General features: G+C 53.3%; 15 protein-coding genes. 9 read left to right on the forward strand and 6 right to left on the reverse strand.

Annotated elements, in window-relative coordinates:
- Positions 1-101 precede the first annotated feature (101 nt).
- The 4 genes from B4V06_RS05815 to B4V06_RS05830 all read left to right on the forward strand — a co-directional run bounded on the left by B4V06_RS05815 (position 102) and on the right by B4V06_RS05830 (position 3,836).
- Positions 102-1,163, forward strand: coding sequence for a GDP-mannose 4,6-dehydratase (locus tag B4V06_RS05815; RefSeq protein WP_498168244.1), 1,062 nt, complete (start codon positions 102-104; stop codon positions 1,161-1,163).
- A complete protein-coding gene (locus B4V06_RS05820) occupies positions 1,160-2,131 on the forward strand; it encodes a GDP-L-fucose synthase family protein (RefSeq protein ID WP_498168246.1) in 972 nt (323 codons plus the stop codon). The genes B4V06_RS05815 and B4V06_RS05820 overlap by 4 nt, the downstream gene beginning before the upstream one ends.
- Positions 2,124-2,687, forward strand: coding sequence for an NUDIX domain-containing protein (locus B4V06_RS05825; protein ID WP_498168248.1), 564 nt, complete (start codon positions 2,124-2,126; stop codon positions 2,685-2,687). Before B4V06_RS05820 ends, B4V06_RS05825 begins: the two co-directional genes overlap by 8 nt.
- A gap of 342 nt (positions 2,688-3,029) precedes the next feature.
- Positions 3,030-3,836 carry a class I SAM-dependent methyltransferase gene (locus B4V06_RS05830; RefSeq protein ID WP_498168250.1) on the forward strand — a complete coding sequence of 269 codons (807 nt, stop codon included), beginning with the start codon at positions 3,030-3,032 and terminating at the stop codon, positions 3,834-3,836.
- Between the two features lie 3 nt (positions 3,837-3,839).
- Here the strand turns inward: B4V06_RS05830 and B4V06_RS05835 are convergent, their stop codons facing one another.
- A complete protein-coding gene (locus tag B4V06_RS05835; protein WP_498168252.1) occupies positions 3,840-5,057 on the reverse strand; it encodes a glycosyltransferase family 4 protein in 1,218 nt (405 codons plus the stop codon).
- 13 nt (positions 5,058-5,070) lie between these two features.
- On the reverse strand, positions 5,071-6,198 hold the full coding sequence (locus tag B4V06_RS05840) for a glycosyltransferase family 4 protein (RefSeq protein WP_498168254.1): 1,128 nt from the start codon (positions 6,196-6,198) through the stop codon (positions 5,071-5,073).
- 472 nt (positions 6,199-6,670) lie between these two features.
- On the opposite strand from B4V06_RS05840, the gene B4V06_RS05845 reads away from it, so the two are divergent.
- Positions 6,671-7,147: a transposase gene (locus B4V06_RS05845; RefSeq protein WP_498168256.1), complete on the forward strand. Its 477-nt coding sequence runs from the start codon at positions 6,671-6,673 to the stop codon at positions 7,145-7,147.
- 72 nt (positions 7,148-7,219) lie between these two features.
- Here B4V06_RS05845 and B4V06_RS05850 read toward each other — a convergent pair whose 3' ends face one another.
- On the reverse strand, positions 7,220-8,539 hold the full coding sequence (locus tag B4V06_RS05850; RefSeq protein ID WP_498168258.1) for a hypothetical protein: 1,320 nt from the start codon (positions 8,537-8,539) through the stop codon (positions 7,220-7,222).
- A 961-nt stretch (positions 8,540-9,500) separates the two neighbouring features.
- On the opposite strand from B4V06_RS05850, the gene B4V06_RS05855 reads away from it, so the two are divergent.
- Positions 9,501-10,517 (forward strand): O-fucosyltransferase family protein, encoded by a 1,017-nt coding sequence (locus tag B4V06_RS05855; RefSeq protein ID WP_498168260.1) that lies wholly within the window; start codon positions 9,501-9,503, stop codon positions 10,515-10,517.
- A 51-nt stretch (positions 10,518-10,568) separates the two neighbouring features.
- The gene (locus tag B4V06_RS05860) at positions 10,569-11,474 is read left to right on the forward strand and encodes a hypothetical protein (RefSeq protein WP_498168263.1); all 906 of its coding nucleotides are present in this window, start codon (positions 10,569-10,571) and stop codon (positions 11,472-11,474) included.
- Positions 11,475-12,037: 563 nt separating this feature from the next.
- Here the strand turns inward: B4V06_RS05860 and B4V06_RS05865 are convergent.
- The 3 genes from B4V06_RS05865 to B4V06_RS05875 form a co-directional block, all read right to left on the reverse strand.
- Positions 12,038-13,855 (reverse strand): ABC transporter ATP-binding protein, encoded by a 1,818-nt coding sequence (locus B4V06_RS05865; RefSeq protein ID WP_498168266.1) that lies wholly within the window; start codon positions 13,853-13,855, stop codon positions 12,038-12,040.
- Between the two features lie 290 nt (positions 13,856-14,145).
- Positions 14,146-14,688 carry a hypothetical protein gene (locus B4V06_RS05870; RefSeq protein WP_498168269.1) on the reverse strand — a complete coding sequence of 181 codons (543 nt, stop codon included), beginning with the start codon at positions 14,686-14,688 and terminating at the stop codon, positions 14,146-14,148.
- A gap of 120 nt (positions 14,689-14,808) precedes the next feature.
- On the reverse strand, positions 14,809-16,020 hold the full coding sequence (locus B4V06_RS05875) for an orc1/cdc6 family replication initiation protein (RefSeq protein ID WP_498168272.1): 1,212 nt from the start codon (positions 16,018-16,020) through the stop codon (positions 14,809-14,811).
- A gap of 890 nt (positions 16,021-16,910) precedes the next feature.
- On the opposite strand from B4V06_RS05875, the gene B4V06_RS05880 reads away from it, so the two are divergent.
- Complete coding sequence (locus B4V06_RS05880; protein ID WP_498168274.1) at positions 16,911-18,005, forward strand: DUF4330 domain-containing protein; 1,095 nt, start codon at positions 16,911-16,913, stop codon at positions 18,003-18,005.
- Between the two features lie 73 nt (positions 18,006-18,078).
- Positions 18,079-18,777 (forward strand): hypothetical protein, encoded by a 699-nt coding sequence (locus tag B4V06_RS05885; RefSeq protein WP_498168276.1) that lies wholly within the window; start codon positions 18,079-18,081, stop codon positions 18,775-18,777.
- Positions 18,778-18,853: the final 76 nt, after the last annotated feature.

Consider the following 18,853-nt stretch of genomic DNA (forward strand, 5'->3'; position numbering starts at 1 on the left):
CGTCTAGCACCCAAACACACTCCGCAATCCTGATCGTGAAACTGGTTCCGGTGGCTACAGATGAAAACATAGATGAAGGCACGTGTTTATTCTTCCATCAGATGAATCTCGACTCCCAACTTGTAGATCGTCCGGTGTTCGTCACCGGTGCTGACGGATTCGTCGGATCACACCTCGTCGATCGACTCGTCGGACTCGGGGCAGACGTACATGTTTTCGTTCGAGCAACCTCTAGTGGAGAATTAAACAACATTCGCCACCACAGAGATGAAATCACGGTACATCGCGGCGATCTCCGAGATAAACTCTCTGTCAGAGAAGCCCTTGAAACACTCAAGGGGCACAGCGATATCCTTATTTTCCATCTTGCTGCCCAAGCACACGTGGGCGAATCGTGGGAGCGCCCCTACGAAACCGTTGATACAAACGTTACCGGAACGCTGAATCTTCTCCAGTCGGTTGTCGATCTGGATCTCGATATCGCGAAATTTGACACTGCTGGGACGAGCGAGGAGTACGGAAATGTCGACGAGAACGTGAAAGACAAGCACGAGTTCAAAGAAGACGGTCGGGTCCTCCTTAGCGAGCGGTCTCCGGTCAACCCGACGAGTGTTTATGCGACTTCGAAGTTGGCCGCGGACTTCTTAACGATGAACTACCACGACGCGTACGGACTGCCAACAGTCACGACGCGGATGTTCAACAACTACGGCCCTCGACAGAACCCCCGATACATTACGGGAACGATCATCACACAGGCACTCGAACGGGATATCGTCGAGCTCGGTAACCTGACGCCAAAGCGCGACATGTGTTATGTTGCCGATGGCGTTAGGGGACACCTCCACGTCGCGCTCGGCGGATCGCCGGGTGAACAGTACGTCTATGGCCACGGTGAGAATATTTCGATGCAAGAGTGGGCGGACACGATTCTCGAAGTGGGATCCGAACACGGTTATTGGGAAGATCCTGAAATCGTTCAGGACGACGACCGATTCCGGCCCGGGGATAGCGACGTTGAAGAACTCCTCGTCGGCTACGAGAAAATCAACGAGGAAACGGGTTGGGAACCCGAGGTATCTTGGCGTGAGGGGATCCGCCGAACGATCGACTGGTACGCGAACAACCCTGACAGCTGGTACGGCCGGGTAGACTGGCGATGAATCGGGACACCACGGAGTTCTGGGACGGGAAGACGGTGATGGTGACAGGTGGGTCAGGATTTCTCGGCGGTCACCTCGTCGAGGAACTTCGTACTCGCTCCAACGACATCAACATCTTTGTCCCTCGATCGGACGAGTACGACCTTCGGGAGAAAGTCGATATCCAGCGGGCGTTCGAGGACAGCGAGGCCGACGTTGTTATTCACCTCGCGGCAACTGTCGGCGGTATCGGTGCGAACCGGAAGAATCCGGGGCGGTATTTTTACGATAATGCGGTGATGGGCATCGAACTCATCGAACAGGCCCGACAGTACGACGTCGAGAAGTGTACCATTCTGGGTACGATCTGCGCCTACCCGGAAGACACGCCCGTACCGTTCAGCGAGGAGGATCTCTACGCGGGGTACCCCGAGAAAACGAACGCACCCTACGGCATCGCGAAGAAGGCCCTTCACACCCAGTCGTGGGCCTATCGCGAGCAGTACGACTTCGACAGCATCTACCTGCTGCCGGTGAACCTCTACGGACCGCGTGACGACTTCGATCTCGAAACGTCTCACGTTATCCCCGCAATCATCAGGAAGTGCGTCGAAGCCAGAGAGCGTGGCGACAACTCGATAACCGCGTGGGGGACTGGCGAGCCGACGCGGGAGTTCCTCTACGTGAAGGACGCGGCGGCGGGTATCCTCGATGCGACCGAGCGGTACAACGCCTCCAAGCCGGTGAACTTGGGGAGCGGCGAAGAGATCAGCATCAAAACCTTGATCGAACTGATTGCCGACCTGACCGACTTCGAGGGCACGATCGAGTGGGACACCTCGAAGCCGGACGGACAGCCCCGCCGGAAACTCGACACCTCCCGAGCGGAAGACCGGTTTGACTGGACAGCCTCGACTGAGTTCCGGGACGGTCTCCGCGAGACGATCCAGTGGTACGAAGCCAACCGCGAGACGATCATCGATGAGTGAGGACGGCCCGGAGCCCGTCGAGTGGATCCCCGACGACGAGTGGGAATCGATCGTCCGAAACGTCCCGATCGTCTCGGTCGATCTGGTGGTGCTGACCGACGACGGCCTAGTTCTGGCGAAGCGGACCAACGAGCCAGCAAAAGGCGAGTGGTTCGTCCCCGGCGGACGTGTTCGAAAGGGTGAACGCTTGGAGGATGCCGTACATCGCGTGGCTAGGGAGGAACTGGGTATCGAGGTCGAGATCATCGAATCGCTGGGTGCGTACGAGCATCTGTATCCCGAGTCAGATGTTGATGGTAGTGGCGGGAAACACTATCTGGCGAACGGGTTCGTGGTTCGGGCGGAGTCAAGAAAATTCACGATCGACGACCAGCACGAGACGATTCGAGTTTTCGAGGACCCATTAAAAGACATCCACCCTTATGTGAGAGGTTATTTTAAGGATTCCAGTTCAGTGTGCTCTGTTGAACCCGATGATGGCACGGGGATCACGATCTCTGAAGCTACTTTTATCTCGGTATTCGATAACGATGAATTGGATCGATCCACCCAGTGACCTCGATCTTCTCGCTCTCTGTCAAGATTCTATCTTCAAAATTCTTTCGGTAGCGGCTCTGAATCGAGCACAGAATGAATCGATCCCGACGCCTTCTGCGGATTCAACAGAACCGACTAGAATGATTGGGTCTTTCTAACCCTTTCGACAAGAATGAAGCCACTATCTTATCAAGTTCTCGTATGTTAATTTCGACAGAACTAAGGCTTGATTGGTTGTATATAATAGTGAATATACCTGAGTGGTCTTTTATATATACGAAGGATCTCCAACGAAGGAATCATTACGGATGGAGGCATCACAACAGATGAACTGAACCATGGATGAGATCGTGGCTGGACAATGAGTGGACTTCGGAAACTGTACGAACTAGCACCCGAAAGTATCCAACCAAAAATTAGACGGGGGTACCATGAATTCAAGTATCGGACCGGACAGCGTCAACGGCAGTCGGTGATTGATAAAGCTGTAATCGACCGCTTTTTCGAGGATACCACGGAATACAATTCCTACCGTGCGGAATTGCAGAGTTCGCCTGTTTCTGGCTGGTTTGATCAGGCTCGAGAACGACTAACGGACACCTACGGGGACGAATCTATTGGAAATCCGTGCATGGGTGAGAAGTACTATACTCTTGTAAGATCACTTGAACCAGACACAATTGTCGAAACGGGTGTCCGCCACGGATTCTCTACCCTCTATTTGCTCGCTGCGTTAGAAATGAACGGATCGGGCCACCTGTATTCGGTTGATCTACCGCTCCGCGCCGATGAGTCAGTCAGTGAGTTTCGTGACGAAACGTTCGACGATAATCCTGCTACGACTATTCCTGCTGGTAGGGATTCTGGATGGATCATCCCAGATTCAGTCCAGGGCCGTTGGACGTTAGAGATGGGAAAGAGTCAACGGTTACTCCCAGGGATTCTAGAGGCCTCAGAGCCATTAGATGTGTTTATTCACGACTCAGAGCACTCGTTCCCCTGTATGTTGTTCGAATACGAAATTGCTTGGGAGCATCTCCGTGAGGGAGGACTCTTGATCTCTGATGATACCAATCAAAACGATGCTTTTGAGAAATTTGTTGAAAATCGGTCGTCAGAAGACCAGAGCGGACAACTCCGATACGGACTCAGTTATACGAAAAAATGAATATCAGAGTATCGATCGGTACAGCTGAATGTATTCCTGAGCAGTATTAGTGATATCGAACCGATTTTCCGCAGTCGTTCTCGCATTTTCAGATAATTGCTTCTTATTCTCTATAACAGTTTCAATACCCTCCGCTAATGCCCCTGCATCGAATGGGCTCGCCAAATAGCCGTTTCGGCCGGATTCAATTATATCTGGTATCCCACCAATCTCGAAGGCGACACACGGTGTCCCACACGCTAGAGATTCCAATCCAGTGTTGGGAAGATTGTCTTGTTCTGATGGGATAACCGTAACATCTGCTGCGCTATATGCCAGAGGAACGGCTGATGAGTCAATATACCCCAATTCATATACGTCATACTCAGTATCTTTGAGTTTGTCTCCTACGTCTCCGAACACAACTAGTGAATGGGATGCGGGGTCGAGCGTGAGCTGATCGAGGGCTGTACGTAGGTGGTGACCTCCCTTTCGAAGCGTACTATCGGCGCTTGTGAATAATATAAGCTCGTCGTCCGTTTCGATAGAGAGCGTTTTACGAGCCTGCTCGCCGTCGACAGGTCGATACCGTTCGAGATCAAGGCCATTTGGTATAGTTACAATATTGCTTGATTTGAATAAAGAACTCTCACGGGCTTTCGCTTCCATCCACGTACTGGGGGTGACCACCGTAAACTCTTGATCTTCCCACGCGGTTTGTTTTCGGTTCCATAATGACCTAGAGCGGTCATTCTCTGTAGTACTCCCTAAAACCGGACACTCTCCACACCTGTGTTGATATTGCTGACAGCCCCCGGCGTAATGGCACCCACCAGTGAACGGCCACATATCATGGAGTGTCCACACGAGGGGGGTGTCGATCTCTCCGATCGCTTCTGGCCGGATAAATCCAGCTGTCCAGTGGAGGTGTAGAATATCTGGAGATAGCTCATGGGTGCGGGCTGATAGCCGGTCTGGCACCCAGGTCGGTGAAAATAGGCCCGGCTGATCCTCCAAGAAGTAGCGTCTCCAGAGTGGCAAATAGTTTGCTTTGTACCGAAGTTCCCCTACCCACTTGTCGAGTCGAGATTCCGGACCAAATACTGAATCCTCTTGAGCCTGTCCCCGTTGTACGAGCATCTTTGAATTGATACCTGTAGCTCTGAGACCATGGTGTAATCGCCGAGTTGCAACCGCTGCCCCACCTCGATGGCTGTGACTGTTAACAAGAAGTGGCTGCATTCAGCGAAACACCCTATTTATATTGCCTACTCGCTGTCTGACAAGCAGAAACAAACGCGTTGGCGGCTTTTTCGATTCCAAAACGGTCCAGCGCGTCCTGTCGGATAGCATCAGCGTCTGCATACTCATTTGTTCCCTCAAGTAGGGGTGTAATTGTGTTGATAAACGAATCAGGATCTGTCGGTGTGAATGTATTTCCATTAAATCCCTCTCTGATAAGATCGGGCGCACAGCCACATTCGGTGGAGACAATAGCGGGTGTCCCACATGCCAGCGCCTCGTTGACAACAAGTCCCCACACCTCTTCTTTCGACGGCAAAACCAGTATGTCGGCATTAGAATAATATCGATATAACTCATCACGTGAAACGTATCCTTCAAAACTCACGTTAATGTCCGCTTCCTCAGACAGTCGCTGTAACGACTCCATCTCTGTCCCATCCCCCACGATAGTAAACAAAATATCGTCTTCCGGGAAGTTAGATAACGCGCTTATAATTGTTCTAACGTTTTTTCGCTTGATCAGTTGACCACAGTACAGCAGTTCGAATCCGTCACCTCTATGTTGACGTGATATCTGCTTCGATTGCTCTGCGAACCGTGCTACGTCAACAGTGTTCGTCGCTTCGAAAACCCGGTTCTCATCGGCCCCCCACGACGATAGCGCGGCTGCCGCTCTTGAACCATACGCGATCCAGGCCTGTCCGCTCTGAGCGAACGCTCGGCGGAGTGTGTTGGCAATCGGGTTATTGAGTCGAATACTTCTGGTCCAAGTGCCGTTCCATGGGACGATCGGCGTGCCAGAGAGCTTTGAGTATACGAGCGTCACCCAACATGTTGTGTGGTTATATCCCCCAACAACAATTACATCGTGAGATGCTTCTCGAAAGCGGGGGATCACGCCCCAGTTGACCGCTACCGAACGATCTAGCATGTTTGAATGCCATGTTGAGCCATCTAGAAACACATGATCAAACTCCCATTCTTCCGGGGCAACTGCCCACGAGCGGTTCTTTTCGGTGACATCCATGAAGTAGACCGTTAGACCTACGCCGTCTCGTCCAGCAATAGCGTTGAATAACGGTATCCGATATGGGGACGGAATATTAGTAACGAGGCCAATATTGATTTTCTCTGCCATTATTTGGCTATTGCTATTCTCATAGAGGCATAAATTGATGGATATAGCTCCTATTTACTGTCGAGTTTGCTCTGTTGAATCCGATGACGGCACGGGGTCCCTATCTCTGAAACCGCGGATATTTCCCCTCTTCGGCATCGACGACTTGGATCGATCTACTTGACGATTTCGATCTTCTTTCTCGCTGCCAAGATTCCATCTCTGGATTCTCACGGCAGCGCCACTGAACTGGATATAGAGACCCGATCCCAACGCATTCTGCGGATTCAACAGAGCAGATGCGACGTACCGTGAGATCGTGGATTGGGCGAGTGAGATGGATCGCGTGCGTGGTCTGTTACAGCTCGCTTGAACGGCATTTCCCGCACCCTCAACGCTGTCCGGTCGTTTGAGAGGGTGCCCATGTCCGTGTGGCGCGGGTTCCTTCGGGAGTCTACGACCATCTGCGATCCGGGCTCGCACGGTGCCACCGATGCCACATTCTTCGATCGGGAAACGGCATCGAGACACTACCAACACCGCTCAGATAGCCACATACGCACGCTCAAAACGACGGGCACTCGTCGATACAGACTCGTGTGCTATCCTCGATCTTCACTGCTCGGCACACTGGCCTCACGACATCCAAACCGGCCGTCGAGTCGCCCTTCACAACACCGCGAAGATCGAGAGTCTTGCCGGCGACAAAGGCTATGACGACCTATCTCTCCGGGACGCCCTCCGTTCAGCGGGCGTCCGACCCTTGCTGCGGCAGCGGCTGTTCGCTCATTACGATCACGCACACAACGCACGGTTGGACAGCGAGCTATACGGCCAGCGCTGGATGGCCGAGACCGCCTTTTCGACCATCAAGCGTCGATTCGGTCCCGCTGTCCACCCTCGTGCGTGGTACCGCGGGTTGATGTTGACCGCCGCAGTCTACAACCTCGAACAGGCTCTCAGACAGTGATCCCTGCGCCGTCTTCGGATTCAACAAAGTAGAGCACCCCAACTGGAACCACAAGTGCTCAATTGCGAGGTCTTAGCTATCGTACAAGACGCCGATCCCAATAACGAGGAGGAAGCCACCGGTCAGCAACCCAATGGTGAATGCGCTTTGTGTTTGGTTGAAGAATGGGATAGCAACGCCAGCCAGCAGAATCCGATAGTCACTGACTTTGGCGAGTGATTCTAAGGCAGCGAGCAGGAACCCCAGTGCCGCCCCAATAATGAGCACGCCGGCGTACCCTCCCTGTGCGAATGCATCAGCAAAAATCCCAGCATTCATATTATGTTCGCCAACCAATCCGGATGCCTCAGAGACGACGAATGGGACCGGTTTCGAATACGGATAATCAAGGGGATTCAAAGGTGTAGAGGTGAAAATCACATGTTGGTTTGAATTAAAGAACTCAAAAAATATGAAGTGAGCACGCCCTTGCCAGAAGATCATCCGAGCGGCGACGAGGTATCGGGGTAATGTGGTACCGGTGAGTGCTCCGATGGCAAAGATCCCGACCATCACTGTCACAGCGGCCGCTAAAACGCCACCATTAATTTTGTTATGGTATTCCAACCACAGTACGCCAACAACGAAGGGCAGTAGGGCAACAAGGAGCTTAAACGGTGTCCACATATAAAGTAATAGATTTGTAACGACCACTATTCCGAATAACCGATAGCTTCCTCTGTACAAGTAAATGGCCGCCAATATAGGAATCGCAACATTACCGGCCCAGGCTCTGAGGTAGCCAAAGTTGCGGAAGGGTAACTCCAGTTCCCCGCGAATTTCATATGTATTTTGATAGAAAAGCGGATCCGTCCGAGGAGGACCGTTCGCGATGAAGAGTCCCAGGAGTACGATCCCGATGAGTATTAAAAGAGATCCGATGACGAAGTGGGCCCCGTAGCCAGCAAGGTTCAGATTGGGGTTATTGAGCACGGGAATAATACGTGGAGTTCTCTTTCCGACCTCTATTGCGATCAGAAATGCCAATACAACCGTGGCTGTGAACAACTGCGGTCCGCTAGTCAGGGCGTAGTAAGCCGTGACAGGTACGATTGTAAAGATGAGTAACAGCCATCCGGAGAGGGCAACGAACGGGTGCTGGTCGCTTGGGATCACTAGCATCGCAACCGTAGAGAAAACTACTGACTGTAGAATCTTAATCAAGGAAACATCAAGTGGCCATCCGTTGGGATTCACTGGATGGAGATACCAGATATAGACTGAAAATACGAATCCAAGGTACAGGTACAGCTGCAGAAGCAGGAACGACCTTCGATCGGGAATCGCCGCAGTCAGTGTGGACAACTGTTGGCTTAACCGCCCCCATCGTGATGAACTTGTGCTGGTTCCCACTACCAAGTTGATAGTACATGCGTCACCTAAATCTAACTGGTTTGATTTGCTGGTAGTCTTAGAACAATCTCGCAGATTTTGCTAATAAATAGGTCGGAATATTATGTAAAAGAGTGCCAAGATTAGAGGATCGTATTGTGGAAGGCTGCGAGGGCTTTGACCCAGGAGCTCTGGTGGGGGGACCGGCTGTAGAAGAGCCTAGTTTGGCATTTCAACAAGCCGAACCAGGCTTCGATCAGAGACCCTTCCCCCGCGTTTCTCGGCGTGACTGACAAAGACCGAGATCGTCAAGCGCCCAGTTGTACCATGGTCCGGGATAAACTAGCACAACTGGCTCACCGTGACACCGCTTCAGGACTAGCTTGATGAACAGCAACGCATCGAGGTCATATCTGCTAGAAGGGATCTTGATATGGACCACTTCGAAGGTGTCCACATCTATTGCCGCCCAGACGTAGACCTCATTCTCTTCGACTTCAGCTTGGTCTCGTCGATCGCAATCGTCGAATGGTAGTCGGGCTACGGTTCGAACAGGTGCGCCAACCGATGATACCACTGGAGTACGGCCTCATACGAACGCCCAACTACTCTCACTACCCGGCGGTACGAGAGACCCACGTGATACAGAAATGCTTCTTCGATGCGCTGTTCTGTTGGCGTATCTTCACGCGAAAATACGTTTTGCTCGCGTGCTTACTCAACCACGTGGTCGGGCATCCTCTGAACACCTACCAGAATGCTTGACCGCGTTCTCCTTCATGATAAGCTTGACACCCTTATCAGTATTGAGATGTATTCTCATAAACAAACGGAGGATCGACGACTCTCACGCGGTTATATATTGTCACATCCATATGCTGTCTGGTTTGGTGGTTCCAAAACAGAGTAGGTCTCCCGACTTCCGACCATCCGGGAAATGAAAAAATACTTTATTACTGTCTGCTTCTGATGGTACCAGCAAATGGTTTCAAGATTCATATTTTCTGCGGGTGGTGGACGGTTAGGCAACCAGTTACTCACTCAGGCGAATTTGTTGGCCTTTGGTATTAAACACCCTAAATTCGACATAATAAATATTCCGATGCTCAAATATGGTAAACAATACTTCGGAACATCTCAGCAGCCAACCACAGTGAGCGGCATGAGTTTGTTTGATGTGCTTCTCAGTTCACTGTACCCCGGTAACGCTAGTTACATAGTAACACGCCTCCAGAACGAAATCAGTAGTCGGATTGCAACCACACGTATCGATCCCGTACAGATTCTCCTCTTACACTGGGTAGCAACTAAACAGAGAAATTCCCAAAGTTTCGTTGTAAATGGGGGGGAGATCATATACCCACTTCCGGGCGAAGAGCTGACAAATTTGGATCTTGAAGATGGTTCGTTCCTCCAGCGGATACGAGACGTGGATAACACAGTCGTCGCTGGATGGGGACTTCGGTGTTGGCCGCTTGTCTTCGAATATTCCGGGAAAATCAGATTAGAACTACAACCGGCCGACTACTACTATAGAAACGCTGCCGATCACTTAGACGAATTTGAAAAAAACCATGATTTACTGATGGGCGTTCACATTCGGCGAGGCGATTATTCTAGTTGGCAGGATGGAATGTACTTCTTCGATCCCGAAACGTACAATCAGTGGGTAAATAGCATTAGAAATGAACGTTTCCCCGATCGTGATGTCGGCTTTATTGTGTCGTCTGATGAGAGTCTCGTTGAGCGAGAGCATTTTTCTGAAGATCACTATCTACTGGCAAGTGGGCAATTTAATGGAAGTTACATCGATTCCTTCGTCCAGCTTTCTCTCTGCGATTACATCATGGCACCGCCGAGCACATACAGCGGGATGGCGGCTTTCATCGGGGATACACCGCTCTTTCCACTGTATCCCGGACGCTCTAACTGGGTGAACTCCCTGACCAATATCGTCGAGTTCACTGAACATACACACATGAGTACCGCCTTCCACTGATCTATCTTTCCACGACATCTAAATTATGTAGAACCCCGAAATGGAAGATTAATGCCGGTTCCGATCAAGATAACTCATATGTCGTCTATTTCGCACGACCTGTCTCAGCTTTGGAAAGGGATTAAGAACCCCCGCCGTGCCGCTCTAGAATTGTATACAATATACCAAGAGCAATTCAACCAGCCTCCAGGAATTAATATTGTCGAAGAAAATTGGGATAATCTCATCATCCTTGATGCGTGTCGCTTCGACACGTTCGAGAAAATAAACTCTTTGGACGGTGCACTCCAAAAGAAACGCTCTCGTGGATCAAATACGGTCGATTTTCTCGAACGGAATTTTGGTCACTCGGAATTTCCGGATATCGTGTATGTCTCCGCCAATCCGAATATCTCCTACATCGATGCCCGCTTCTACGACCGAATTCGACTCTGGGAATCACATTGGGATGATGAACTCAACGTTGTGCCCCCAGAAGCGGTAGCTACGAGCGCCGCTGAAGCCGCCGTTAAATATCCCAATAAGCGGTTGATAATTCATTTTATGCAGCCTCACTTCCCGTTTATCGGCGAATTTGGTCAGAAGTTATACGATCACGGCGTCATTCAGCACTACTCCTCTGGTAGGAAATTCTGGAAACAGTTACGACATGATGATGTCGCTGAGGAAGATTTTCGAAGAGCATATCAAGAGAATCTTGAGATCGTTCTCCCAGCTGTGGAACAACTCATTGAAGACCTACCTGGGCAGACTGTCGTTACGTCTGACCACGGCAACGAGTTCGGTCGCTGGGGGATCTATGGCCATCCTGGTGTGTTTTCTCGTGGGCTCAGAGATGTTCCTTGGCTGATCACTCCTCAGTCTAGTGAAAAAGAGATTATCCCCGGAGAAGCAAACGTTGGCCCGGAAGATTCCGATGCGTTACAAGAGAAATTAGCGGCACTGGGGTACAAGTAAGCTCTTTTTGTACCTCGATATCTCTGATTCACAATATAGCTCAGCTTGCCTGAAGCGGGTGCCAGTTCTCTTACGCGCCCGACCGTCAAAGTAACCTCTTGTAGGTCCCAGATTCTACTAATACCCGGTTAGGCGTGAGTAGTCCAAGTTAAAAGTCCTCTCCGAAACCATTCTAGAGGTCGAGTGTTAGTTTTATTGCCCCGAACAAATTGTATTTACAGATATTAACGTTTCATTTCTGCCGTATGAACGATGGTGTTGATGCTGGCCATAGCTCAAGAGAGAAGTTATTATCTTGAACGTTTTCGGTGAAGAACCGGCAGCGATCGTCTGAGATGGTTGATTTAAACGACGAGTGGTCTGGCTCAGTGTTGTCAAGGATCCAGAAATCTGTGGGCTGCGATCGAGTAACCGTAGAATACGGGATCGACTGATCTCCACCGATCAAGAGTGCGGTGTTGCCGTCAATCATCATCCGGACGGTCCCGGTCAAGATAATGATCCTATTGACACTTCTCCGGGAGATTGAGTACATCTCACACAAAAATTAATCTGATAATAGTTTAGTTGAATCCCTCTCGACTCGTCTGGATACCATACAGTTCCGCGTACTTCCCGTCTTCATCAACGAGTTCGTCGTGTCGTCCCGTCTCGGTAACCCTGCCCTCCTCGATCGTGTAGATCCGATCGGCGTTCTTCACTGTCGAAAGCCGGTGGGCGATCGTGACGATTGCGTAGTCGCGGTCCATCTCCTCGATTGACTTTTGGACCTGCTTTTCTAAGTTGGAGTCAAGGTCGCTAGTCGCCTCGTCGAGAATCAACAAGTCAGCGTCCTCCAGCAGCGCCCGCGCGAGCGCAACGCGCTGTTGTTGTCCGCCCGATAGCCGAACACCGTCGTCGCCGAGAAGAGATTTGTACCCATTCGGAAGTTCGTCAATGAACTCGTCAACCTTTGCAATCGAACACACACGGTTGAGTTCTTCATCGGAGACCTCTCGGTTCCCGAGCGTCAGGTTGTACCGCAGCGTGTCGTTGAAGATGAACGGGTCCTGTCTGACCATCGAGAGTCGATCGCGCCATTCTGCGATATCCATCTCATCGATTGGAATCCTGTTCGCTCTGATCTCACCTTCATCAACCGGATACAATCTGGCGAGAAGCGAGACAATCGTTGACTTCCCTGCGCCCGATTGGCCAACGAAACCGACGAATTCACCCTTCTCGACAGTAAAGTCGATCCCACGAAGTACCTCTTCCTCGTCGTCATACGAGAAATGGACGTCGTCGAACTCAATCTCCCTGATCTCTTCGGGGATCTTCCGACTTGATCCAGTTGGCTCGTTATACGACTCTAATTCTTCAATAAATTCATTAGTCCGAACCAAATGCGGTAAATCATTTTCAACTTGATAATACAGTTTGTTCACGCGGCTCGCTTTCGGCCCAAGTCGGAACATCGCGAAGAGGAATACACCGAGTTCTCCGACCGAGAGATTCGCGAACGTTAACGCTAGATAGATCAGTACGAACACCGAAACAGCGACGACGAGATTATAAAACCTGTCGATCGCGGCTTCGTTACGACGCAGTATGATTCGTGAGTCCGTATACTGGTTGACTGCCTGTGAGAAATCCTCGAAGAGTTCATCAGCAAGACCATAGATCCGCACGTCACGGATCCCCTGAGTACCAGCCTGTGCGGCCTGCTGTCTCTTCTCATTTGCCTCGGCGACCTCGTCTCCCACGCCGTATCCCGAATCAAGAACGCGTCGAAATAAAACCGTGAACCCGCCGAGAATAACCCCCGTGATGATTGTTAGCGCAGGTGCGATGACCAATGCCACGAGAAAGTATATCGCAGCCAAAAAGAACATTTCAAAGGTCTGTATCCCTCGTTGAATCACTCGACCAGCGTAGTACGTCTGCGTGACGATTGCGTTCAAAATATCATCCGACCCCTCCTTATCGAAGTACTCTACGCGCGCGTTCAACGCATTGCGAAAAGCCCGCGTCTGGAGATCACGAATGTAGTAGGTCCGGAGTGCCTCCCGGAACCACGCAACCGCGAAACTGGTCGTGTACCGCGTGACCATCACGGCTGACACACCGAGTACGATATATCCTAGCGTAAACGGAATCCCGAGTGTCTGATAGACCGTCACGAACACCGCGAGCAGTCCTTCCGCCTCCGCGGCGGGATCTTGGAGTTGGACAAGTTCAACAATTGGTAAAATAAAGCTCAGTCCCACGCCCTCAAGCACCGCGGCGACGACCCCGAGTACGACGACCGCCGCCGTATATTTTGGATTGTACCGCGCGACGTCGCGGAGAGCGTCGAGTTTCTCGCGTCTGGAGACCGGTTCGGGATCTGACGATGACATAGCGGTGAGTTACACCGATTTCTGTCGGCGACTCGAATAATGTCGTCGGTCTCGTTCCGACGCTGTGTCCGCCCTGCGTTCATCATAGTCGTTCCGAATTCGTCCGGATCTCCTTCATCATCTCCGCGACCGCAACCTCGATGAAGGAGAGAGTACGTTTCGTCTGTTTTCCCGCCCGCGTCCCACCGAGAATCTCTCCGAGAGACAGCGCAGATTTCGTGTGCGTTTACTGCGTGTGTTCGTCTATCTCCGCCCGCGTCTCGAAGCCGATCACCGGATCGAGATCCAACTCATACTCGTCGCACTGCCCCCCGCTCAATCTCTTGTTCTGCTCGTGGCGTCGAAGGAACCCCAACATGTGGCGGTACAAAAGATGATCCTGGATGCGCTTCAGCGTCGACAGCGGTGAGGCGGCGTGCGACGCCGCCACCCGCTCGGACGCTCGCTGGATCTCCCGTCGACTGCGCCGGAACCTTACCACTCGTCCGGAGGGTCGCGATAGCTTCTAGCATGTACTGTGCGTACTCGGTTTGGTCTCGGATCACCTTCGCGACCCGACCGCGCTGGACTCGGGCCCGCGCGGTCGTGACGTGGTCGTCCGTGACCGGCGCCTTGCCGTTCTGCTCGGCCCGCTCCGCGCCGACGCGGCGCAGATCGAGCGCCTGCCGCGCGTTCCCCACCTCCTGTGCGGCCAACGCCGCCGCCTTCGCGATCGCCGTCGTGCCACACGCCTCGTCGTCGACGGCGCGGTCTGCCCGGCCTTCGAGGATCGTCCGCAGTTCCGTGGCGTCATCCAGCCGAATATTGACTGCGCCCCGTCGTGTCACCGCCACACCCACCCCACCGTGTCAAGTGTTCTTCCTGAGAGAGGGCAGATGCTCTCCGGTGTGACCCCACTGTGTCGAGTGTTCATACGACGCTGGCCAAGGCCACTCGAACGAAACCGATCGAACTCACTCGATCCGCGCTGCCACATCCTTTGGGAGCGCGATGCCGTCGAAGTCCCGAACCACGTCGCCGACGATATCGAGGTTGACGTCGAACTTGTACTGGTAGTAGTGTCCACCTGCCCGTCCCTCATTTTTCATCTGCCGATCGAGGATGCCAAGCATCGCCAGATCCGCGAGATGGTCGTGCATGCGACGACGAACGAGCGGGTCGACGTTAGAAGCGTCCGCGATACGTCGATACAACGGGTATACGTCGCGAATCCGTGCCGGGGTCTCCTGCTCGAACGCGAGCTGTAACATCGCTACGAGCGCAAGATGTCCGTGTTTCGTTAGTTCGCGCATCCCGTGTTCGACTTGGCTCTGTTCGAGCTTCTCGCGAGCCTGATGGACGTGGTCTTCTGTCAGCCGCTCTTCGTTATTTGTCCGTGCGATCTCACCAGATTTGTACAGAATATCCAACGCCTGACGGGCACTTCCTGTGTCTTGTGCTGCGATGGCAGCACACAACGCGATCACGGCGTCGTCCACCGCGTCATCGTACATGGCACCGGCCACTCGCCCTTCGAGAATAGCTCGCAGTTCCGGGGCGTTGTACGGCGAAAAATGAATCTCCTCCTCACAGAGGGTGTCTTTCACCTTCGGAGAGAGGTCGTCGCGGAAGCCAAAATCGTTGCTGATGCCGATCACGCCTGGCTTCGCTTTCGAGAGGTAGCCGTTCGACCGGGCTCGCGGGATCTCATACAGGATCTCGTCGTCGCTGCCAATATGGTCGATCTCGTCGAGGACGAGGAGAACCGTCCCGCCGATCTGGTCTAATTCCTCGTACAAGATGTCGAACACGCGCTGCTGGGGATACCCGGTCGTGCTGATCTGATCGTCTGCGGGTCGCAGCTGGTTCACGAGGTTAACCGCGACTTGGTAAGATGACGAGAGGTTCGTACAGTTGAGCCAGCAGACCGAGAGATCGACGTCGTCGTACTGCTCCGTGTCCCGCTGTAGCTGCTCCAGTAGATACCGAGACACCGCGGTCTTCCCGACGCCCGTCTTTCCGTACAAGAAGATGTTCCGAGGTTGTGCGCCGTTGACGATCGGCTGAAGCGCAGCAGTGTATGTCGAAATCTCGTCCTCGCGAGCGGTGATCGAATCCGGCTGGTAATCCTCACGGAGCATGTCCTCGTTGCGGAAGATCTCCGTGTCGCGTGTGAACGTAGCCATCCCCTGCCAGGTTTGACTCAGCCCACACGTATAAACCCACCGCGTCAAGTGTGTCATATGAAAAGATAGATGTTTGAAGTCTATCGGTTAGCACTTGACGCGGTGGAGTGTCTTTTGATCAGGCCACTTCGATAGCAACTCCTAGTAACACTCGACACGGTGGGGTGGGACATAGGGAGCTCCAGTCATCCACACCGAACACGTGACACCGTGGGGTATGGTACGAGAACTGTCGTTGGTGATCTCCAAGAGCACTCGACATGGTGGGGTGAGACATGGAGACGTCCAGCCATCGATATCGACTACTCGACGCAGTAGAATTTGGTAGAGAACTGTCGGTGGTTGCCTTCGAAAAACACTTGACACAGTGGGGTGGGTGTTCCCGCGACACGACGTCTGAAACCAGTTTTACTCGGTACAGGATGTGAGGATCTGGATACGTGTTCTCCATCCGTTTCAGTGAGACGCTGGCGGATTACCGCAAACTCGGACGAACGGCGTCATCGTATGCGAGTCCAACCGAGTGACTGCCCGATCAATATGCTCAAGATAGTTCCCGCGCACGGAACACTCGACACGGTGGGGTGGGGGATCCAACTGCTGCTCCGATGAGACAAGCACTCGACACAGTGGGGGAGTTTCAAGAACTTCCCTCCCTTTGTCCCATCGGTCAACTGGTTCATCCGTTATCTCCTCGTATCTTTCCGAAGAAGGGAGAGAAGGCACACGAAATCCACTCGCTCTCAGCACCGTCGCCGATCGAAAGCACACGAAATGTACTCTCTTATCTATGAACGCCAGTGCATCCGAATCTTCACACTCTCAAAAGGGGAACCGTTTTACTCCCCGCCCAACACCCACGCATTAATGCGACTCACGGGTGGTCTCTCATGGAACTGATCGACGACGACGGCAATCTCTTCGGTGTCGTCAACGTCGTCGACGCGCTCGTCGTGCTAGTGGTGCTTGCAGTCGTCGTTGCTGGCGTCGCGCTTGTGTTTTCGGATGATCCGGCGCCTGAACCCGACACTGACACGACATACGCCACTCTCGATATGGGAACTCAACCCGCCTATCTCGTCGACGCAATTAATGAAGGCGACACGTATTCGCCTGACGACACCTCGACTATCACCATTACAGATGTCCATCTCACCCCACGTGGGAACCAGATCGGCGTCACAACCCGCGTCGAGCTCCAAGGAGAGATCGATGGCGACGCGATCTCCTATGCGAATGCGCCCCCACGGCTTGGGCGTACCCTCGCAATTGAGACGGCCCAGTATGAGGTGAGCGGCCAAATACGAGATATCGGTGGCGATAACGCCCTCCCCGGCGACACTGAGCAGGTGATTCTTCGGGACACGCTTGATGCCGAAACGGCCACGTCAGTCACCGCTGGTGACGAGATTCGACTCGCTGGACGCACGGTTGCGACGATCGATGATGTGGCCACGTATGCCACAAACAATCCTGCCCGCACGCGTATCCTCGTCGAAACGAATCTGTCGACGCATCGCGAGGGTGGTCAGGCCCGTTTCGGTGGCGTCCCCCTCCAGCGTGGCCAGTCGCTCACCTTACCTGCTGACGAGTACACAATTAATGGCCAGATCGAGCGCGTGAACGGCGATCTCCAGCTTGGCGAGACGTCGACGCGACGAGTCACCCTCCGGATGAGCGACGTGCGCGACGACACCGCCGACGCGATCCGGCCGGGGATGACCGAAGGTCCAGTCGACGATCCCGTCGCGGAGATCACCGACGTCGAGACCGAGCCATCGCTGATTATTGCGACCGGTGAGGACGGCAGCGTCAACGTCGTGGACCACCCGATCAACCGAGACGTCACCATCACCGCCGAAATCCAAGTGCGAGATACAGCGACAGGCGTCCAATTCAAAGGTGAGCCGCTGCGCGGAGGTAGCACCATCACGATCGACGTGGGGACGCGCATTATTGATGCCGAGGTGGTGAGCGTCACCTGATGGTCGAGCCGGGCTGCCCTCCACGGCGCCAGCAGCTGCCCGGTTCGCCTGCTTCGAGAGGGGTACCACTAGCATGACGACACACACCTCAGATGAGTCCGACGCAGCCAGCAACCCCGGATCAGCGGGTGAAGCCGAGACACCGGCCATATTAGCTGGCTCCCGCATCGCGAGCGCCCTTCGGACAGCCGGGTCGCGAGCGAATTCATGGGTTCGGCACTCAGTACTGTATCAGTGGCTTACTGCTGAACCCGACCCGGACGTAATTGTGATTGACCTACGCAAGACCTGGACGGTTGGGCCAGTCTTGCAGATCCTCGACTGGATTATTGACCGGCTTGTGGATGCTGCAGACGACTCCCGTGTTGTCAGCATCGCGCAGCGGGGTGCTATAGCGACGCTTGCAGCGCCGCTGCGTGTCCTCGGGCTTCTGATCGCGCTCTTTGGTATCGTGGTCGCTGCCAGTGGTCTCCACGGTGGTGTTGCAACGACGCGTCTCGCTGCCGGTGGTGGTCTCGCCGTACTCGGACTGGTTGCGATGCAAGACGACCGTGACTGGGCAACGCTCCGAGAAACGCGGCCTGTCGCGCTCACGATTGCCGCCTTGGAGCCACCAGAGCCACCGAGGTCTGGAGCTGGCGAGGACACCACGAATTCGTCCCAACCACGTACAAACGAAGAGACATCTTGGACTGACGATTCCACCGAAGCCGACTCATCGGTGGGGAGCTCATCCGATGACGTCGACCAGACAGAGTCGAACAACAAGTAGCAGCGTTCAGACGGTCAGCCCCCTTCAGATCGCAGTCAGAGGCGGCTCTCACCCTGTCTGCTCACTCAGGAGTGGA

The sequence above is a fragment of the Halorubrum sp. B53 genome (genome assembly GCF_059752395.1).